We start from the raw sequence: 20,408 nt of genomic DNA, 5'->3' as shown, positions 1-20,408 counted from the left end.
TCATTAAATTTTTTATTAAGATCTGATTAGCAAGCAAATTGATAGAATTTTTCATATATGAAGTACTGCTTATAAATATAAAAGAAAATAGATATTATCTGTTTTTTAAATAAGTCCTGATAATAAAAATATGCCTGATTCCCATGCAGAACACCACTTACCATGTGTGAATTAATTTAATTCGCCTTTTCATAGTCGTCCTTATGGTCTCGCTACGTATTGACTTTAGGAAGAGTGAATCCTTCCGTTTGAATCAACTCTTTCTTATTCGTGAAATTATTATGTATATTTCATTTAAAACCTTTTGAATCTCAATAAATACTGCTTTTTAGAAAATCAAAGAAATAAGAAATTAATAATATAAAAAATGCAGGCACTTTTAATAAGCGCCCACATTTTTTGCTGTTTTAAACTAACCTATGCTATGATTACTCTTTTAATAAAGAGAATTGTTCTTCGTCATCTGTTTCTGTTACAGTAACAGGGTTATCTAAACCATGGTGAAGACGGATCGATTCTTTAATCGTATCTCGTATTTCTTTATTTTCTTTTAAGAATTGCTTAGCATTCTCACGGCCTTGACCAAGACGCTCTTCATTGTAAGAATACCATGCTCCACTCTTAAGAACGATATCTAAATCAGATCCAATATCAAGAATTTCTCCTTCTTTAGAAATACCTTCTCCATACATAATGTCTACTTCTGCTTGTCTAAATGGTGGTGCTACTTTATTTTTAACTACTTTAATCTTTGTTTTGTTACCCACAATATCATTACCTTGTTTTAATTGTTCAGCACGACGTACTTCTAAACGAATTGTAGAATAGAATTTTAACGCACGTCCACCTGGAGTCGTTTCAGGATTACCAAACATAACCCCAACTTTTTCACGAATTTGGTTAATGAAGAATGCGATCGTTTTTGACTTGTTAATTGCACCAGAAAGTTTACGTAATGCTTGAGACATTAATCGTGCTTGTAGACCTACGTGAGCATCACCCATCTCACCTTCAATTTCAGCTTTTGGAACTAATGCAGCTACTGAATCAATTACGATAATATCAATTGCACCACTACGTACTAATGCTTCAGCGATTTCAAGTGCTTGTTCACCTGTATCTGGTTGAGATAATAATAACTCATCAATGTTTACACCTAATTTTTGAGCATAAACCGGATCTAATGCATGCTCAGCATCTATAAACGCCGCTTGTCCTCCATTTGCTTGAACTTCAGCGATTGCATGTAATGCTACAGTTGTTTTACCTGAACTTTCAGGACCATATACTTCAATAATTCGACCTCTTGGATAACCACCTACACCTAATGCAACATCTAGTGCTAACGATCCACTAGAAATAGTTGAAATTTGGCGGTCAGTTTGTTCTCCAAGTTTCATAATTGAACCTTTACCGAATTGTTTTTCGATTTGTTTTAAAGCCATATCTAATGCAGCTTGACGATCACTCATTTAGATTCCTCCTTCAGGATTCATTTATCTCTTAACTATATAATAACTGTTTTTTGTTCGTTTGCCAACAAAAAAATAGAACGTTTATTCGATATTTTTCGTATTTAATCTTAATTTTTAAAGAATAGAAACGCTTGTTTCGTATTTTTCGGTCTATAAAACTAGATTTTTATTAATATCAAAACTATAAAATTAAAAAACTCGGCTAAATTAACCGAGCTTTTATATTATAAAATATTCAATTTCATTTTATAAGTCTTGACTTTCAAAACTTGAATTAATTAATTTAATCAGCAAGTTCGCGCCATTTTTGACACTTGATAATCTTATTTGTTCTCTAGTACCACTGAATTGAAACTCTTTTACACTTGAATCAGAATCACCAATTTTTATACCGATAAATACTTTCCCTACCGGCACATCTTCTAATGTAGACGGTCCTGCTTCACCAGTAAAACTAATTGAAATATTACTTCCTGTTAATCTTTGAATATTTTCAACTAGTGAATTTGCACACTCTGCACTTACTGCACCATTTTTATTAAGAATGTCTGATGGAACATTTAGTAGGTTTTGTTTCATTTCATTAGAATAACAAACAATACTACCTTTAAAAATGGACGAGTTCCCAGCTATATCTGTCAGTCTTTTACTGAATAGACCTCCAGTTAAACTTTCAGCAGCAGAAATAGTCAGTTTAAAATCTTTTAATTTTCTTGATAAAACTGTAAACAAGTTTTCATTATTTGTACCATATATAAACTGCCCAACACGCTCGCGTATTTTTTCTTCAGCTTGTCCAATTAGTTTTTCTGCCTCTTGTTCATTACTAGCACTTGCAGTAACTCGAAGCATTACTTCTCCCTCACTCGCTAAAGGGGCAATTGTTGGATTTGATTGATTTTCAAGTAAATCAAGAATTTCAGTTTCTAAAATCGATTCCCCGATGCCAAAAAACTTAAGCTCTTTCGAAATAATCGTACTTGCTTCCTTACCTTTTAAAAAATAAGGAATTAGTTCTTTCTCAACCATCGGAATCATTTCTTTAGGTGGTCCTGGTAATAATACAAATTGTTTATTTTTCGCTTCATAAACCATTCCAGGTGCCATACCATTTTTATTCAATAAAACATGTGCGTTATTAATGACTAATGCTTGTTTTTTATTATTTTCAGTCATTGGTCGATTTACTTTAATAAAATATTGCTCAATATACTCTAGTGATTGATCATGATAAACAAGTGATTCTTGAACAAATTCTGCGACAACTTCTTTCGTTAAATCATCCTTTGTTGGTCCAAGTCCACCAGTTAAGATGATTAAATCACTTCTTGATGAAGCAATTTCTAATGCACTTTTAAGTCGTTCGGAATTGTCTCCTACAACTGTTTGGAAATGATGGTGATATCCTAATGCAGATAAATGTTTAGCTATAAATTGAGCATTTGTATTTGCAATTTGGCCTAAAAGTAGCTCAGTACCTACTGCGATGATTTCAGCACGTTTCATATCATTTCCCCCTATATTAATTACATTGATTTAAGAAGAACATCTCTATTTTTATAAAAATAATCCCAACCAGAATATACTGTAAAGAATAATGCGACCCAAAGTGATACATCTGCAATTGAAAATGGTAAGAAATTCAATGGGAAATCATGTAAGAAATATGCAGAAATCGCAACAATTTGTGCCCAAGTCTTAATTTTACCTAGCATTGCAGCAGCATGAACTTCTCCAGAGCCAGCTAAAATCATTCGTAAACCGGTTACAGCAAACTCTCTACTTATTATGATAATCGTAATCCACGCTGGAACATAATGAAAATCAGTTAAGATAATTAATGCTGAAGAAACAAGTAATTTATCAGCAAGTGGATCTAAAAACTTACCAAAATTAGTAACTAGATTATATTTTCTTGCGTAATAACCATCTATAAAATCAGTAACTGAGGCAATAATAAAAATTGCAGCTCCTACTAAATGATTAACTGGTATTGAATCACCCATTAATGTAACTTTTCCCCATCCAAAATCGATTAAAACGGCAATCATAAATAATGGAATTAGACAAACCCTTGACACTGTGATCTTATTTGGTAAATTCATGGTAAAACCCTCCAAAACTTTCTAAAAATGAAGCATTTATAATAAATGAATAAAAGCCATCTTAAAGATGACTATTGATTCATTTTTAAATTTTTAATCGTAATCTTTTGGTGAACAGCATTTGTTGGACTAACTGGATATTTAAATACCTCATCGTTAATTCGTAGCTCAACATTATTAGAAGCACCAATATTTACAGTTACTTCATTTTCATCTGTTAAGTCGTAGTTTTGAGTTTGTCCTTGTTTTAAAATTCCGGAATAGAACATTTTTCCATCAGGATTTTTTAAATCCACATAACTTTCACCATTTGCAACTACTTCTAATTTAAATACATCTGTACCAGATAAAGAAATAGTAGTTCGTTTACCCGCTGCAGAGTCAACAGTAATTTTTTGCGCTGGCGTTTGCTCAGTCACATCATTTTTCGGTTTCTCTGTTTTTTTCGTATTATTAACTTTTGCCTGATCTAGCGCATTATTTTTTGGTTTTTCAATTTCAGAATTAGAGTTAGATTGAGATTGATTCGTATCCGCAGATTTTTCATCATTTTTTGATGGGAACATCATATAAATAGCAATGCAGATTCCAATGATAAGTATCGCCACTAATATTCTTGGTAAATAATCCATTATACGTGATGCCTTAACATTGTTTAATGGTTCTTTAAGCTTCGATGCTCTACTTGGGATCTCTTCATGCTTTACTTCTTCTACTGTGTTTGTCATAGTTGATTCCTCAACTACTGGCTTTTCAGTTAGAAATCCAGAAACGTCAACACCAATTGTTTCTGCATATTGTCTAATAAATGCACGAACATAAAATTGCCCTGGCAATATTTCATAATTACCTTCTTCAATTGCTTCAAGATAACGTTTCTGAATCTTCGTTAACTCTTGTACATCGTCAATTGATAAGCCTTTCGCTTCTCTTGCTTCTCGTAAATATTTTCCTAATTCTGTCACAAGTTACACCCCAACTAACTTTAAAAATCAAACATTGAGAACGAGTTGTGTCCATTTTTATCCATTTGGTCTACAAGTTCATATTTAATTTCTTCATTTTCATCATTTCTTAATTCAATTATGTAATCAAAATCTTCTAAAGAGTATTCAGTTTGCTGTACAAATACATCAGGATGCTCTACTACTTTCACAGAAGACATTGCCATAATTTCGCGAACCAATTGCCAATGTTGCTCATTTGCTCTTCTATGAGAAAGAATGCCATCAATAATAAATACATTATCTGAATTATATTCGTCTTCTATTAATTGACTTCTTAATGTTTGTTTAATTAATGTTGATGAAACAAATAACCAGCGTTTATTTGCACATACACTTGCTGCTACTACTGATTCAGTTTTACCAACACGAGGCATCCCTCTAATTCCGATTAGCTTATGGCCTGGCATTTTAAATAACTCTGCCATAAAATCAACAAGCATTCCTAAATCATCGCGGACAAAACGAAAAGTCTTTTTATCATCTACGTCTCGTTGAATATAAGTACCATGTCTTACAGCTAAACGATCTCTTAGAGTGGGCTTTCTAAGTTTAATTATTGTTATATTGTCCATAGTATTTAAAATCGATTCAAATCTAATAATTTGATCATCGTTATCGCAACCAAGTAACATGCCGCGTTTCATTGTGTCGACACCATTGATTGTTAAAATATTAATCCCTAGCATACCGATTAGCGATGCAATATCTCCAAGTAGTCCAGGGCGATTCTTATGTATTTCATACTCAAAATACCATTCGATTAACTCCATACCTATACCCCCTATTTGTTAACTACTTAACTCTCCATTTAATAATAAACGATTTCGCAATAATATAAAAGGTAAAATATGTGAAATAAATAACTTTCGACCGGAAATTTTGCTATGAAGTATGCCAACCGCCGTTTACTCCAAGAATTTGTCCAGTTATATAAGAAGATTGTTCGGAAATTAGGTAATTTACAGTATTCGCAATTTCACTTGGAAGTGCTAAACGATTCATTGGAATTTCATTTGCAATTTCTTTTAAATCTTCTTCACTAAAGGTATTTAACATATTCGTTTTTACGGCACCTGGAGCAACAGCATTTACTTTTATTCCACTTGGCCCTAATTCTTTAGCTAATGCCATTACATAGGCGTTTTGAGCACCTTTAGTGGTTGAATATAAAACTTCACATGAAGCACCAATTTGTCCCCATATAGACGAAATAACGACGATACTACCAGATTTTTTAGCCACCATATTAGGAAGAAAATAATTGACTACTTTAATCAAACTTTTGATATGTAATTGAGTCATTCGATCGATCTCTTCATCACTTACATCGTTAATCAAACCAAAGATTGAAAAACCCGATGCATACACAATTGAATCGATTGGATCCTTTATTTGAGATGTTAAAATTTGAACTCCATTTTCAACTGACAAGTCCGCTTGAACGAATTGGCAGTTTACTTCAATCTCATTAGCCAATTCGATTAGTTCATTGAGTGGCTCTTTCTTACGATTATAATGGACAACTAAATCATATTTTTCATTGATTAATTTTTTCGAAATTGCTAAGCCAATGTCACCACTAGCTCCAATTACTAGAATTCTATTTCTCATTTATTATAATCTCCATTTATTCGAGGTTTTAATGCAGGTTTTAATGCAGGTTTTAAGAGTATTAAGAATATAAAGGTAAAAGAGAAGCGAGGAAAACTCTTTAAAATTAAATATTACACTTAGATTCTTTATAAACCCTTAATTTTTTAATTTAAATTTCAAAAAGCATCCCATTAAGGATGCTTTTAATTTATTCAATGAGGAAAAACAAAAAACTCACTCATAAAGTCTTCATTTATTAGATGACTAGCACTTTCTTTTAGATCCTCTACAGAAATAGATTGTAACACAGTTACGATGTCAAATAAATGCATATCCAAGAACGCATAACGTGTAAATTGGTTAGCGATATATTCTGGAGAATTTAATGAGCGTAGGAATCCGCCAATTTTCTTTTTTACTACACGATCGACAATTTCTTTTTCCCACTGATGATTTTTTGAGTCTAATAACACTTCTTTTATTTTTTCAGAAAGTTTTTCAGGTGAAGTAGAATCTCCCCCTATGATCGCAAAAGCAAAACCATTTTCTGCAGAGTAATCATATGAGAACGTATCATCGATTAATCCATCTTCATACATTTGTTGATACGTATTTGAGCCTTTACCGAATAAATAATCAAGTAATACTGAAATTGATAATTCATGCTTTAATAATTCGCTTCCACCTTTAGGTGCAGAAAAGTCTTTCACGCCAACGAGTACTTTCGATGATTGGACATTCATATGTAACACTTTTTTCTTTTCTGCAGATTCAGGAGTTTCTTCAGGGAAAAATCTCTTAATTTCATTTGCATCTTTAAACGTTTTTTTGCTTTGGTTGTCTCTAATTAAATTCATTGTTTTATCTGGGTCTACTGGACCTACAACAAAAAACAACATATTACTTGGGTGATAAAAAGTTTCGTAACAAGTATAAAGTAATTCTTTTGTAATTTTTGAAATTGATTCAACCGTACCAGCAATATCTGTTCTAACAGGATGTTTACCATATAAATTTGCAATCATCCCAAAATATTGTCTCCAATCAGGGTTATCTTCGTACATTTTAATTTCTTGACCAATGATCCCTTTTTCTTTTTCAACACTTTGATCAGAAAAATATGGATCTTGAACAAAATCAATTAATGTCATTAAATTTTGTTCCACATTATTCGTTGCTGAAAATAAATAAGCAGTTCGTGTAAAACTTGTAAACGCATTAGAAGAGGCTCCTTGTTTACTAAAAACTTGGAATACATCCCCATCTTTCTTTTCAAACAATTTGTGCTCTAAAAAATGAGCAATCCCATCTGGTACAACTAATTTTTCATCTTTTCCTAAAGGAATAAATTCAGAATCAATCGAACCGTATTTAGTTGTAAAGGTCGCATATGTTTTGTTGTAGCCTTGCTTAGGAAGAATATATACTTTTAATCCGTTTTCAAGCTCCTCGAAATAAAGCGTTTCATTCAATTGTTCAAAATACTTTTTTTCCATTATGCTCCCTCCTGACCTTTTAAGAAATAAGTTGTGTGAAGTTTAATTTTATTAGCTACAGCTACAATTTCATCTTTCGTAACTTTTTCGATTTCAGGGAACCAGTCCTCGATCGGACGTTCATTTCCTGCAGCTTGGTCATTGAATAATGTTTCAATGATTCCATAAGCAGTGTCCATACTTTCTAATAGACTGTTTTTAATCACTAATTTTGTTTGATCAATTTCCTCTTCAGTGAAATTTCCCTTTTTCATTTCTTCAAGTTGTTCAGCAATAATTGTTGTTGCTTTTTCATAATTTTCACTTGCTATACCAGACATGACCATTAAAATGGATTTATGACTTTCAAAACGAGAAGCAGCATAATAAGCTAAGCTATTTTTTTCTCGAACATTGATAAATAATTTTGAATGAGAAAATCCGCCAAAAAGACCATTAAATACTTGAAGTGCAAAGTAATCTGGATCTTTAATCGAGATCCCAGTAGTATAACCGATGTGTAGTTTAGCTTGATTGAGTTTTTGTTCTTCGATTACTTCATTAGGAGAATCGACTGGCGATGCTTTTGTTGTATCAACTGTTAATCTTCCACTAGTTGTGTTTCTAAAGTTCTCTTCAACTAATTGTTTACATTGGTCAAATGCAACATCTCCAACTATATAAAGATCAATTAAATCTTGTTGCAACGCTTTTTCATAGTACTTATAAAGTGATTCAGCTGTAATTGAATTGACATCTTCTGTTTTTCCATTTGCAAGTAAAGAATAAGGTTCATCCTTAAACATTTCTTCCACTAGTCGTTGATTTGCATATTTCAATTTATCATCATTAATAGACTGAATTCGTTGTACTTGGGTTCTTTTTTGAGTTTCAACATGCTTAGCTGAAAATACCCCATTTTCTAAAAATGGATTTTGCCAAATTGAAGCAATAAGCATTAGTGCTTCATTTAATAATGAACCTTGATTTGAAAGGTATTTTTCATTTGCAATGTCAATTGTAAATGACATTACATGGTAATCACCTTTTTTTGATACGTCTACAAAAAAGGTCGCCCCATATAATTCTTCTAATTTTCTTCTAATTTCACCATTGGTAGGAAGATCTTTTGTTCCACTTTGCAATACATATGGTAAAATTCCGCGAAACGATACTGTATCTTCTTCAAGTTTTCCACGTACTTTTAATGTAATCGAATTTGTTTTAAACTTTTCAGTTGTTACCACATGTAGTTTAATACCGTTAATATCACTATTTTTGTACTGTAACAAATTCAAATTGAACCCTCCTTAGTCAAATACTATTTACTCATATTTATTTCCAATATCTTCATTGTATCTCTAATTTTACCAAAAATAAAACCTACTGCTTAGTTTACCCAAAATAATTAATTCAAATAAAAATCTGTTCTTTTAAAATAAGTACTACGTCGACTGGAATGAAAGGATGCTCCCTTTCCGTGGAGAGAGAGGTGAGCCTCCTCGGCCAGCCTGCGCTTCAATTTATTAGAATCTACTATGGATGTGTAGTATATGTTTTAATCAATTTTGAAAAACTCGAATGATAATTTAATTCCATGTCAAAGTTGAGAGATGATCAACCTCTGCAAACTTTCAGACAACGATATTATTCCTAATTAATTGACAACATCCTTTAAACAATAAAAAAAGCTTCCTAATTAAATAGGAAGCTTCAAAACTTTTATTTATCGTTTACCTTTTTCATACGCAACACCAACAGATTTTGGTGCTTGAGATGATTTTGAGAAAATTACTAATGCGATTAAAGTTACTACGTATGGGAATAACTTTAATGCTAATGGTGGGATATGAGCTAAACTTGGAATAACTTGCGATACATTGGCAATTGTTGTAGCTACACCAAAGAATAATGTCGCTGCTAAAATTCCAAGTGGTTTCCATTGTCCAAAAATTAATGCAGCAATAGCTAAGAAACCAAGACCTGCAACACTACCTGTAAATTCGCCAGAGTATGTTACTAAAATAATTGCTCCACCTAATCCAGAAAATGCACCAGAAATAATAACGCCAAGGTAACGGATACGGTATACGTTAATACCTGCTGCATCAGCTGCTTGAGGGTATTCACCACATGCACGTAGACGTAAGCCTAAACGGGTTTTATAAAGTATAAATGTACTAATGATTAGAATGCCGATTACTAACCATGTTGTAGAATACGTGTTTTTAAAGAATAAATCTCCGAGAATTGGAATGTCTTTTAAGACTGGGATATCAGTACGTGTAATACCGTTAATACTGATATTACCTGATCCAGTAATATTTCTTGCTAAGAAGATTGTTAAAGCACCTGCAATCATATTAATTGCGATACCACTAATTACTTGATCAGCGTGTAAATTTATACTTGCAAACGCATGTAGTAAAGAGAATAAAGCACCTGTAAGAACTGCAACAAGAATTCCTACCCAGATTACCCAAACTTCACCTTGATGAGTTTCTTGAAGTTTTGAAATTGTTAAGGCACTAGCGAAACCACCAACAACCATTAAACCTTCTAAACCAATATTTACGACACCGCTTCGCTCAGAAAATAAACCACCTAATGCTACGATTAATAATGGAATCGTATAGGCAATTGCATATGGGAAAATTTGTATAATTAAATCCATGCCTTATTTCACCTTCTCTCCTACATTGCTGTTTTTGTATTTGCGTGATTTGGATACTCGATCCATAACTTTTTTAATTAAAATACTAGTTGCAGAGAAATAAATAATGATTGCAATGATAACATCAGCAATATCTGGTGGAATTGAAGTCATTGCACTCATAAAACCTTTACCAGAATATAATAGTCCAAAGAAAATAGCTGAGAAAAATACGCCAACTGGTGTATTCATCCCTAAAAGTGCCACGGCAATTCCGTCGAATCCTTCGGTAGGTAAAACACCTATTTGAATTAGTGATGCATTTCCAGCGAATTGAACAACACCTGCTAATCCTGCAAGTCCACCTGAAATCATCATTGATAAAATAACATTTCTATTTACTGAAATACCAGCGTATTCAGCAGCACTACGGTTGTAACCTACAGCTTTTAATTCATACCCTAATACAGTACGATTAATAATAAATGAAATAACGATTACCATAATAACGGCGATAAATAAACCGAAGTTAATATATGAACCACCAAATAAATTTGATAAAAATGGCATTTTTAATGTTGCAGCATCTGCAAGCATTTTTGACTCTGTTTCAGTACTACCTTTAAAATATTGTGGTACTAAATAATAAACAGTCCAGTATGCAATCCAGTTCATCATAATCGTAGAAACTACTTCGTGAACATTAAACTTAGCTTTTAGTAGTCCTGGAATAAATGCCCAAGCTGCACCTGCAATAAAGGCTACAATTACCATAATCGGAACTAAGATAAGAGTAGGTAAATCAACAGTTAAACCAATTGCAGAAGCACAAAATCCTGCGAAAAGCATTTGGCCAGCTGCACCAATATTAAATAAACCTGTTCTGAATGCAAATGCAACAGAAAGTCCTGTTAAAATTAACGGAGTAGCAGTAGCAAATGTATTACCAATACGCTCCGGATCTTTTAATCCACCTTGGAATAAATAAGTAAACCCTTCTATTGGATCATTACCAGTTACTAAAATTAATAATGCTCCAGCTAGTAAACCTAAAACTACGGCAATTAAAGAAATGATTCCTCCCTTTTTCATGCCCCTTCACCTCTCCTTATACCAGCCATCATTAATCCTAATTCATCTTCATTTGTGTCTTTGGCATTAACGATATCAACGATTTCTCCAGCATTTACAATTGCAATGCGGTCAGATAAATTAAGAACTTCATCTAGTTCTAACGAGATCAATAGAACAGCTTTTCCACTATCTCTTTGCTCAATTAATCTCTTATGAATATACTCTATCGAACCAACGTCTAATCCACGTGTTGGCTGACATGCAATTAATAACTCAGGCTTTAGTTCGATTTCACGACCAATGATTGCTTTTTGTTGGTTTCCTCCAGACATTGATTCAACGACTGTTTTAGCCCCTTCACCAGAGCGTACATCGAATTCTTCAATGATTTTCTTTGCATGTTTGGCAATCGCAGCTTTATCTAAAACTCCATATTTAGAGAATGGTTCTTGATTATAAATTTCTAAAACAACGTTTTCTTCAATTGTATATTCAAGAACGAGTCCTCTTTTTTGACGATCCTCTGGAATATGTGCAATACCGCTTCTAATTCGCTCGCGTATACTGTGTTTTGTAATATCTTGATTTTTTAATAAAATAGAACCCTCTTCAATTGGTCTTAACCCTGTAATTGCTTCTACAAGTTCTGATTGTCCATTTCCTTCAACTCCGGCAATACCAACGATTTCACCTGCTCGAACTTGAAGTGTAGCATTTTTTAAACCTAAAACTTTTTTATTATTTTTAACACTTAAATTATTTACATCTAGTACAACTTCACCAGGTTTTGATTCTACTTTATCTACCTTGAAAGACACCTGACGTCCGACCATCATAGATGCCATTTCAGATTCAGAAGTTTGTTTTACATCAACTGTACCAATGTACTTCCCATGACGAATTACTGTACATTGATCTGCCACAGCTTTAATTTCTTTTAATTTATGAGTAATGATAATGATTGACTTGCCTTCATTAATCAAGTTTTTAATAATCTTCATTAAATCTTGTATTTCTTGTGGAGTAAGTACTGCTGTTGGCTCATCTAGGATTAATACTTCAGCATTACGGTATAAAGTTTTTAAAATTTCGACTCTTTGTTGCATCCCTACTGTAATATCTTCAATCTTTGCATATGGATCTACATTTAAACCGTAAGTTTTAGAAAGCTCTTCAATACGTTTTGCTGCAGTCTTGATATCTACTACTAGCCCCTTTTTAGGTTCAAGACCTAGAATAATATTTTCTGTTACTGTAAAATTTGAAACTAATTTAAAATGTTGGTGAACCATTCCGATTCCTAGTTCATTTGCAACATTTGGATTTGAAATTTTAACTTCTTTACCTTTTATTTTTATAATCCCTTTTTCAGGTGTGTACATTCCAAAAAGGACGGACATTAAAGTTGATTTCCCTGCACCGTTTTCACCTAATAAAGCATGAACTTCCCCTTTTTTTAATCGTAGTGTAATATTATCATTCGCTATAATGCCAGGAAACTCTTTTGTTATATTTAGCATCTCCACTACATATTCCATAATTATCCTCCTTGATATTACGAAGCCATTTTTTATTTTTAAAGTTTTACTTGATTTCGAAATATTTTTCTATATTTTTTATTTAAGGAGGGCTTAACTCTCTCCCGATCGTCATGCCCTAATCAATTGGAAGCTTTACTTATATAAGTGCTTGCAATTGATTAAAGCATGAAACTAAAAAATCATTTTTAGGATAGAAGAAGCATATAAAAGGGTCTCCTTTCCTATGCTTCTTCTATCATTTATTAATTAGAAAGATAATTACTTAATTAAATTTCCTCTTTCATTTGCTACTACAATTTCACCAGACTTAATTTTGTTAAATACATCTTCAACTTTTGTTACAGTTTCAGAATTTAAGTTTGGATTTTCTTTTGGTAAACCAATACCATCATTTTTTGCATCATAAGTTAGAGTTTGTCCACCAGGGAATTTTTTATCTTTTTCAGCTTTTACCATATCAGAAGCTGCTTTTGCAACACCTTTCATAGCTGAAGTTAAAATTACTGATTTGTTATCTTTATAAACACCATCAGCGTACTGATCTACGTCAACACCAACAACCCAAACTTCTTTACCACTAGCTACTCTGTTTTTAGCTTCAGTAATAGCACCTTGTCCTACTCCACCTGCTGCAGTGAAAATCGCTTTAACGCCACGGTCATACATTTGAGCTGCAATTTGTTGACCTGCTGCTTTGTCTGTAAAGCTTCCAGAATAAACGACGTTATTAGCTTTTAAAGTAATGCTAGTTCCAAGTTTTTCGTTTGCATATTTAATACCTTGTTGGAATCCCCAGTTATATTTTTGAACTGCTGGAATTTCCATACCACCGATAAATCCAACATCACCAGTTTTTAATTGAACTGCTGTAGCAATACCAGCTAGGTAACCAGCTTCATGTTCTGCGAAGAAAATTGAAACTGTGTTATCTTTTACATTTGGAGTAAAATCTTTAGCTGTGTGTGGAGTACCATCGATAATTACAAATTTGTCATCTTTATATTTATCTTGCGCTTTGTTAATTGCTGTTTCAAATTTATAACCAGGAGTTATGATAAATTGAAACCCTGCATCATTTAAGTTTCCGATTTCTTTTAAGTAATCAGCTTCAGTTTCACCAGCAGGTTTTAAGTATTTTGTATCTTGCTTAAGATTGAAACCTAAATCTTTAGCTCCAGCTTGGATCCCTTCCCAAGTACCTTGGTTAAATGACTTATCATCAATAGTACCAGAGTCAGTTACCATCCCTACTTTAAATGCGCCTTTTGCGTCTTTTGTATCTCCACCTTTACCACAAGCACCTAAAATTGTACCTGCCGCTAAGGCCATTGAAAGAACAAGACCAGCTTTTTTCATCTTCATAAAAATTTTGCCCCCTTAAATTTTTATTTACATTTGTACTAGCTTGGTTTATAATCGTTATCTTAACGATCCACCTCCCTAATAATTTAATGAAATTTCAGTAAACAATATTTGAAAACCAGCCAAAACTTATTTTTCGTAAATATTATTTTGGCTATACAATTTAATTTCTTTTTCTTAAAACATTAAAGCTGAACTGGTCCGCTCTGAAGTAATTATAAGAATGTAAAACTGCACGGTTTAAATCGTCAAAATGTAACTGTTCGATTAATAATAATGACACATCTGGTTCACACTGTAATAAAGGAGAAACTTTATCGTGGTAACCTATAGGTTCAATTCTTGCATTTGAATATTCGATATTTCGACCTGTTTCTTTTTTGATGAAAGAAAAGAACGAATGATCTTCATATGATGGAACCTGTTTAAAATAATTAGTCGGTAATTTATCAATGCAATAAACTACAGGTTCACCATTTGCTGTTCGAATTCTTTCTACTACGTGCATACGATCATCTTCAGTGATTGTGAAGCTTTTTAAATCTTCTTTCGTAGGAACTAATAGTTTAGAAGATAGAAAGATTGTACCAGGTTCTTTACCTGCATCAACAATCATTTCTGAGACACTACTTAATTGTTCAATACCTGTCCTAAAAATTGGTTTCGGTTTCACAAATGTACCGACACCGTGTCTTCTAACTAAGATATTTTCTTCTTCTAAAACTCTTAATGCTTCTCTTAATGTTGCTCTTGATACTCCAAATATTTTAGATAACTCATACTCTGATGGTAACTTATGATGTGGCAAGTAAATACCATTCTCAATATCTTGTTTTATTCGATCCATCACTTGGAGATAAAGTAATCTGGTGTCTGTTTTAATCTTCATTTCCCATCCCCCAAACTTCGGATTTCAGACATCAGTTGTTAGACATCTGTCGTATAATCCTTCTTTACTATACTGTTATTTTTTACTCATTTCAACACTTTTTTGTAAACGCTTTATTTTTTATTTCGTTAATGAATCATTTGTTCATATTTAACAAAAAAAAACTCTTATAATCTACCGTTCCACTTAGTGAAAAAGCTAGATTATAAGAGTTTTTGATTTTCGAAAATATAAATCATTTCTCCATAATAATGCTTTTTCCCCATAGTATTGCAAATATTGGTTGCAATGTAGAAACTTCCGACCCATAATGTCGATATTATATGAGGACTATCAATTTATCTGAAGAAATAATATCATTCTATGTCTAAAAATGTCAATAATGTTTCGACAATTTTTTCTTTTTGTTTAAGACAAGGCTTGCTCATCTTCCACTGGTTTACTAATTAATACTTCCCTAGGTTTACTACCTTCATACGGACCAACTATACCATTATCTTCCATCGCATCAATTAATCTGGCAGCTCTTGTATAACCAATTCTAAATCTTCTTTGTAGTAGTGATACCGAGGCTGATTGCATATTTGTTACTAACTCAACAGCTTCATTATAAAGATCATCATTCACTTCAGATTTCCCATCTTTTTCCTCTTTTACCATCATTTCTTCTTGGTATTGAGCCTTTTGTTGAGAGATTGAAAACTCGACTACTCTTTCAACTTCATCATCAGATAAAAATGCTCCTTGAACTCGAATTGGTTTAGATGCACCGATTGGTTGATATAACATATCTCCTCTTCCTAATAGTTTTTCTGCTCCACCAGTATCAAGAATTGTACGAGAATCTGTTTGAGAAGATACACTAAAAGCAATTCGAGAAGGGATATTTGCTTTAATAACACCCGTGATCACGTCAACGGACGGTCGTTGTGTAGCTATAATTAAGTGGATACCCGCTGCACGTGCCATTTGAGCTAATCTAGTGATTGAATCTTCCACGTCACTCGAAGCTACCATCATTAAGTCAGCTAACTCATCAACAATTACGACGATAAATGGTAATAAAGGTTGTTTCGAATCAGTCATTGTATTATTTTGTTTAGTTAATTCGTTATAACCTTCTATATTTCTAGTACCTGAATGAGAAAAAAGCTCATATCTTCTTTCCATTTCACTAACAACTTTTCGTAATGCTTGTGAAGCCTTTTTAGGGTTTGTAACAACTGGAGTTAGCAAATGAGGAATACCATTATAAACATTCAATTCAACCATCTTCGGATCGATTAGCATTAGCTTTACTTCAGATGGTTTTGCATTCATTAGGATACTAACAATGATTCCATTTATACATACACTTTTTCCACTACCTGTCGCCCCTGCTACTAGTAAGTGCGGCATTTTATTAAGCTCTGCAAATACAGCATCTCCAGCAATATCTTTTCCTAACGATACAGCTAATGGATTTTGTAATTTCGGATTTTTTGCTTCGAGAACTTCTCTAAGTAATACAGTCGTTATAGTCGTATTAGGAACTTCAATTCCTACAGCAGATTTGCCTGGAATCGGAGCTTCAATTCGAATGTCTTTTGCTGCAAGTGCAAGTGCTAAATCATCACTAAGATTAACAATACGACTAACTTTTACGCCTGCTTCAGGGTACACTTCATATTTTGTTACCGCAGGTCCATGATGTACTTTTGTGACTGTAGCCTTTACACCAAAACTTTGAAATGTTCTTTCAAGCTTGTCCGCATTTTCCTTTAGTTTGGATTCATTTTCACGTTTTTTAGCACCCTTTGGGTAGGCCAATAAATCCATTGACGGCAATACGTAATCTACCTTATCATCAATCCCTACTTCTGCGACTGGCAATTCGATTGACTGATCGTCCTCCTCTGCAAAATGAGCCTGAATTTGATTTGAATTATTTGCGATGATTAATTCTGGCTCCTTAGGTGGCTGATATGTAGGAGAATATTCGATTTGAATTTCTTTTTTCGGCTCGATGTTCTCATCTTCATATGAATTTTTAACTTGGTAATTTAAACTATTACCAGCAGACACTTCTTCTTCATGATCATTGTCTTCATATGAATCTTTCTTTGATTTTCTCTTTTGCTTAGCCTCAGCTCGTCTACTAGTAGTTTTTTGTTCACGACCACGTTTCCAGAAATTTGTAAAATCCTTCCAAGTGTCTGAAATTAAATTTCTTACTTTTGGCATTATATATTGATATATATAACCACCAAGTGGCTTTCCAGTAATAAATAAAACTCCCGCAACAATTGCTATGATTCCGAATAGAATTGCACCGGTTCGATCAAATAAGAAATATAAAACTGCAAAAAGTATCGCTCCAATCATACCTCCACCAAGATCCACTGTACTAATTTTGCCTTTGGCTTCAATTAAAAATAAATCTAGCGTACTTTTTATGACAGATTGATCGTGAAATTGATTATTTTTTGCTAATAAATCAAATAGAGTAACATGACTAAACATCAATATACTAAAGAAGATTAACAATCCACCAATCGTAATACTCGAAACAAATGGAGGTCTTTTTCGATAAATTATGCTATATGCAGATAAACCGATGATAAAAAGAAAACTAAGCATGTACCATTCCCCAAAGAAGAATCTCAAGAATAATACAAAGGCTTTACCTACAATACCAAGCTTTAATATTGTTACGATTGATAGGGCTAAAAATATTAACCCACTAATTTCATACCATATTGAACCATTGCCACTTACTGATTTTCGAGCTTTTGACTTTTGCTGCTTCTGCTTTGCCATGTAATTCACCCCCATCAAAATTTGCAGATTCGCCAAAGAAAGCAGCCTTTTGGCTGCTTTCTTAAATTGAATTTATTATAACATATCAGAACATATGTTTACCATGTATTGTTAATAATTACCTCAAGTTGGAAGAACTAAAATTCTTTGACCAGGTGTGTATTGCATAAAATGCTGCGGATCGGTACTTACAATTCTTTTAATTTCAAAAGCTGTACCCCCAACACTATCAACCAACATTGGAACACCATTGTATTCCAAAAACTGCTGCGATGTGTATTCTTGTTGATCAACAGGAAAAATCGATTCAATTGGCATTATTGTATAAAGAATCAAAATTCATTCTCCTCTTTATTAGACTTTTCTTTTCGTTCGTCAATTAATTCCTGCAACTTACTTAGTGCTTGCCCAATCCCACCTACATCATCAATTAGTCCATATTTTACTGCATCTCCACCGACTACATTTGAGCCGATATCTCTTGTTAAATTACCTTTTGTAAACATTAATTCCTTGAAACGTTCTTCCGTAATATTCGAGTGCTTCGTAACAAAACGAGTGACCCTTTCTTGCATTTTATCAAGATACTCAAACGTTTGAGGTACACCAATAACTAAACCAGTTAGACGAATTGGATGGATCGTCATTGTTGCCGTTTCCGCGATAAATGAAAAGTCAGTACTTACTGCAATTGGTACTCCGATACTATGTCCGCCGCCTAAAACAATTGATACAGTAGGTTTCGTTAATGTTGCTATCATTTCTGATATCGCAAGACCAGCTTCCACATCTCCACCGACAGTATTTAGAACGATTAATAATCCTTCAATCTTCGGATTTTGTTCAATTGCAACTAATTGCGGGATTAAATGTTCATATTTCGTTGTCTTGTTTTGTGGTGGTAATGCTACATGACCTTCAATTTGACCAATTATCGTTAGACAATGAATTTTTGAATCATTGCTTGCTGGAACATTTGTTTGTCCTAATTGCTGAATTTTTTCAACAATGCTCATATCCTTTTGATCATTTGGCTTTGGAGGTGCATCTTCGTTTGGAATAGGTGTTTCATTATTTGAATTTGTCAAAACGGTTCCCCCTATCATTTTTCATACAAGTTAGTATGTGAAAATAATAAGGAAATCATACCCATCTTGGATTAAGAAGTACATGGCTAGTTAAAATTATACTTCCATTAATATTGGAAGAATCATTGGTCTTCTTTTTGTTTCTTCATATAAGTAAGCGCTTAACCCATCTCTTATTGAATTTTTTAATAATGTCCATTCAATTTGATCATTCTGTAACATTTTTTCTGTAATGTCTTTTACAATTTCAGTTGATCTAGTTATTAATTTTTCGGACTCACGAACATATACAAAGCCACGAGTTATAATTTCTGGTCCGGATATGATTTCTTTCTTTTGCTTGTTAAACGTTACTACAACGATAAGTATCCCATCTTGAGAAAGTAGCTTACGATCACGTAATACGATATTTCCAACATCACCGACACCAATTCCGTCAATTAAAACGTTACCAACTTCAATTTTTTCAGTACGAGAAGCTTGACCATTTTTAAACGAAACGATATCACCTTTTTCAATAATAAAAATATCTTCTTTTGCCATCCCTACTTCTTCTGCAATATGTGAATGTGCTTTTTGCATTCGATATTCACCATGAACTGGTATGAAATATCTTGGTTTCATTAATTCAAGCATTAATTTTAATTCTTCTTCATAGCCATGGCCAGATACGTGTACCTTCTTATAACCATAAATAACATTTGCACCAGCTCTAAATAATAGATTAACAGAAGTTGAAACTAACATTTCATTTCCTGGAATAGGTGTTGCCGCCATTAGTACCGTATCACCTTTTCGGATAGAAACTTGTTTATGCGTACCTTTAGCAATTTTTGAAAGGGCTGCCATTGGTTCTCCTTGAGTACCTGTTGTAAGAATGACAATATCTCTTTCTTTATAATTATCTGTATCCACAACTGAAATCATTAAATCATCAGGAATCGATAAATAATCTAATTCCTTCGCTATTTCAATCGATTTCATCATACTACTGCCGACTACTGCTAGTTTTCTACCAGAAACTACACTTGCATCAATAACCTGTTGGATCCGATATATATTTGAAGAAAAGCAAGCTACTAAAACTCTTCCTTTTGCATTCATTATTTCTTTTTTAATTTCTTCCGATACTTTCTTCTCAGAACCCGAAAACCCTTGTCTTTCTGCGTTTGTGCTATCAGATAGTAAACATAAAACACCTTTATCTCCTATTAATGCTAGTTTACCTAAATCAGCACCTGGATAAGGACTTTTCGATTGATCAAATTTGAAGTCTCCAGTAAAAACGACTGCACCTTGTGGTGTATTTACACAAAATCCAAATGAATCTGGAATACTGTGAGTAGT

The 20,408-nt window shown here is 33.1% G+C and carries 17 protein-coding genes and 1 riboswitch; all 17 genes read right to left on the bottom strand.

Annotation, left to right across the window (positions count from 1 at the left end; all coding sequences use genetic code 11):
• Positions 1-428: 428 nt before the first annotated feature.
• Positions 429-1,472 (bottom strand): recombinase RecA, encoded by a 1,044-nt coding sequence (gene recA / locus CN514_RS19630; RefSeq protein WP_098234052.1) that lies wholly within the window; start codon positions 1,470-1,472, stop codon positions 429-431.
• 249 nt (positions 1,473-1,721) lie between these two features.
• Positions 1,722-2,981: a competence/damage-inducible protein A gene (locus CN514_RS19625; protein ID WP_098234051.1), complete on the bottom strand. Its 1,260-nt coding sequence runs from the start codon at positions 2,979-2,981 to the stop codon at positions 1,722-1,724.
• 20 nt (positions 2,982-3,001) lie between these two features.
• On the bottom strand, positions 3,002-3,580 hold the full coding sequence (pgsA, locus tag CN514_RS19620; protein ID WP_098234050.1) for a CDP-diacylglycerol--glycerol-3-phosphate 3-phosphatidyltransferase: 579 nt from the start codon (positions 3,578-3,580) through the stop codon (positions 3,002-3,004).
• Between the two features lie 71 nt (positions 3,581-3,651).
• Positions 3,652-4,545, bottom strand: a complete 894-nt coding sequence (locus tag CN514_RS19615) for a helix-turn-helix domain-containing protein (protein ID WP_098234049.1) — start codon at positions 4,543-4,545, stop codon at positions 3,652-3,654.
• A gap of 20 nt (positions 4,546-4,565) precedes the next feature.
• Complete coding sequence (locus CN514_RS19610) at positions 4,566-5,357, bottom strand: DUF3388 domain-containing protein (protein ID WP_098234048.1); 792 nt, start codon at positions 5,355-5,357, stop codon at positions 4,566-4,568.
• Positions 5,358-5,469: 112 nt separating this feature from the next.
• Positions 5,470-6,198 carry an elongation factor P 5-aminopentanone reductase gene (ymfI, locus tag CN514_RS19605; protein ID WP_098234047.1) on the bottom strand — a complete coding sequence of 243 codons (729 nt, stop codon included), beginning with the start codon at positions 6,196-6,198 and terminating at the stop codon, positions 5,470-5,472.
• Between the two features lie 194 nt (positions 6,199-6,392).
• Positions 6,393-7,676 carry an EF-P 5-aminopentanol modification-associated protein YfmH gene (gene yfmH, locus CN514_RS19600; RefSeq protein WP_098234046.1) on the bottom strand — a complete coding sequence of 428 codons (1,284 nt, stop codon included), beginning with the start codon at positions 7,674-7,676 and terminating at the stop codon, positions 6,393-6,395.
• The gene (gene yfmF, locus CN514_RS19595; protein WP_098234045.1) at positions 7,676-8,953 is read right to left on the bottom strand and encodes an EF-P 5-aminopentanol modification-associated protein YfmF; all 1,278 of its coding nucleotides are present in this window, start codon (positions 8,951-8,953) and stop codon (positions 7,676-7,678) included. Before yfmF ends, yfmH begins: the two co-directional genes overlap by 1 nt.
• 428 nt (positions 8,954-9,381) lie before the next feature.
• Positions 9,382-10,329 (bottom strand): ABC transporter permease, encoded by a 948-nt coding sequence (locus CN514_RS19590; protein WP_098234044.1) that lies wholly within the window; start codon positions 10,327-10,329, stop codon positions 9,382-9,384.
• A 3-nt stretch (positions 10,330-10,332) separates the two neighbouring features.
• On the bottom strand, positions 10,333-11,400 hold the full coding sequence (locus CN514_RS19585; RefSeq protein ID WP_098234043.1) for an ABC transporter permease: 1,068 nt from the start codon (positions 11,398-11,400) through the stop codon (positions 10,333-10,335).
• The gene (locus CN514_RS19580; RefSeq protein WP_098234042.1) at positions 11,397-12,920 is read right to left on the bottom strand and encodes an ABC transporter ATP-binding protein; all 1,524 of its coding nucleotides are present in this window, start codon (positions 12,918-12,920) and stop codon (positions 11,397-11,399) included. The genes CN514_RS19585 and CN514_RS19580 overlap by 4 nt, the downstream gene beginning before the upstream one ends.
• 261 nt (positions 12,921-13,181) lie before the next feature.
• Positions 13,182-14,279 carry a BMP family lipoprotein gene (locus CN514_RS19575; RefSeq protein WP_217993943.1) on the bottom strand — a complete coding sequence of 366 codons (1,098 nt, stop codon included), beginning with the start codon at positions 14,277-14,279 and terminating at the stop codon, positions 13,182-13,184.
• 169 nt (positions 14,280-14,448) lie between these two features.
• Entirely contained in the window at positions 14,449-15,174 is a 726-nt protein-coding gene (locus tag CN514_RS19570; RefSeq protein WP_098234040.1) for a GntR family transcriptional regulator, read from the bottom strand.
• Between the two features lie 245 nt (positions 15,175-15,419).
• A riboswitch (purine riboswitch) is annotated at positions 15,420-15,521 on the bottom strand.
• 61 nt (positions 15,522-15,582) lie between these two features.
• Positions 15,583-17,973, bottom strand: coding sequence for a DNA translocase FtsK (locus CN514_RS19565; RefSeq protein ID WP_098234039.1), 2,391 nt, complete (start codon positions 17,971-17,973; stop codon positions 15,583-15,585).
• Between the two features lie 123 nt (positions 17,974-18,096).
• Positions 18,097-18,309: a YlzJ-like family protein gene (locus tag CN514_RS19560; RefSeq protein WP_025568559.1), complete on the bottom strand. Its 213-nt coding sequence runs from the start codon at positions 18,307-18,309 to the stop codon at positions 18,097-18,099.
• A complete protein-coding gene (locus CN514_RS19555; protein ID WP_286131700.1) occupies positions 18,306-18,989 on the bottom strand; it encodes a ClpP family protease in 684 nt (227 codons plus the stop codon). Before CN514_RS19555 ends, CN514_RS19560 begins: the two co-directional genes overlap by 4 nt.
• A gap of 168 nt (positions 18,990-19,157) precedes the next feature.
• A partial coding sequence (locus tag CN514_RS19550; RefSeq protein WP_141529429.1) for a ribonuclease J occupies positions 19,158-20,408 on the bottom strand: 1,251 nt, incomplete at its 5' end.

Source organism: Bacillus sp. AFS001701, from assembly GCF_002559405.1.
In the GTDB taxonomy this organism is placed as follows: domain Bacteria; phylum Bacillota; class Bacilli; order Bacillales; family Bacillaceae_G; genus Gottfriedia.
This window is presented reverse-complemented; position numbering and strand designations above follow the sequence as displayed.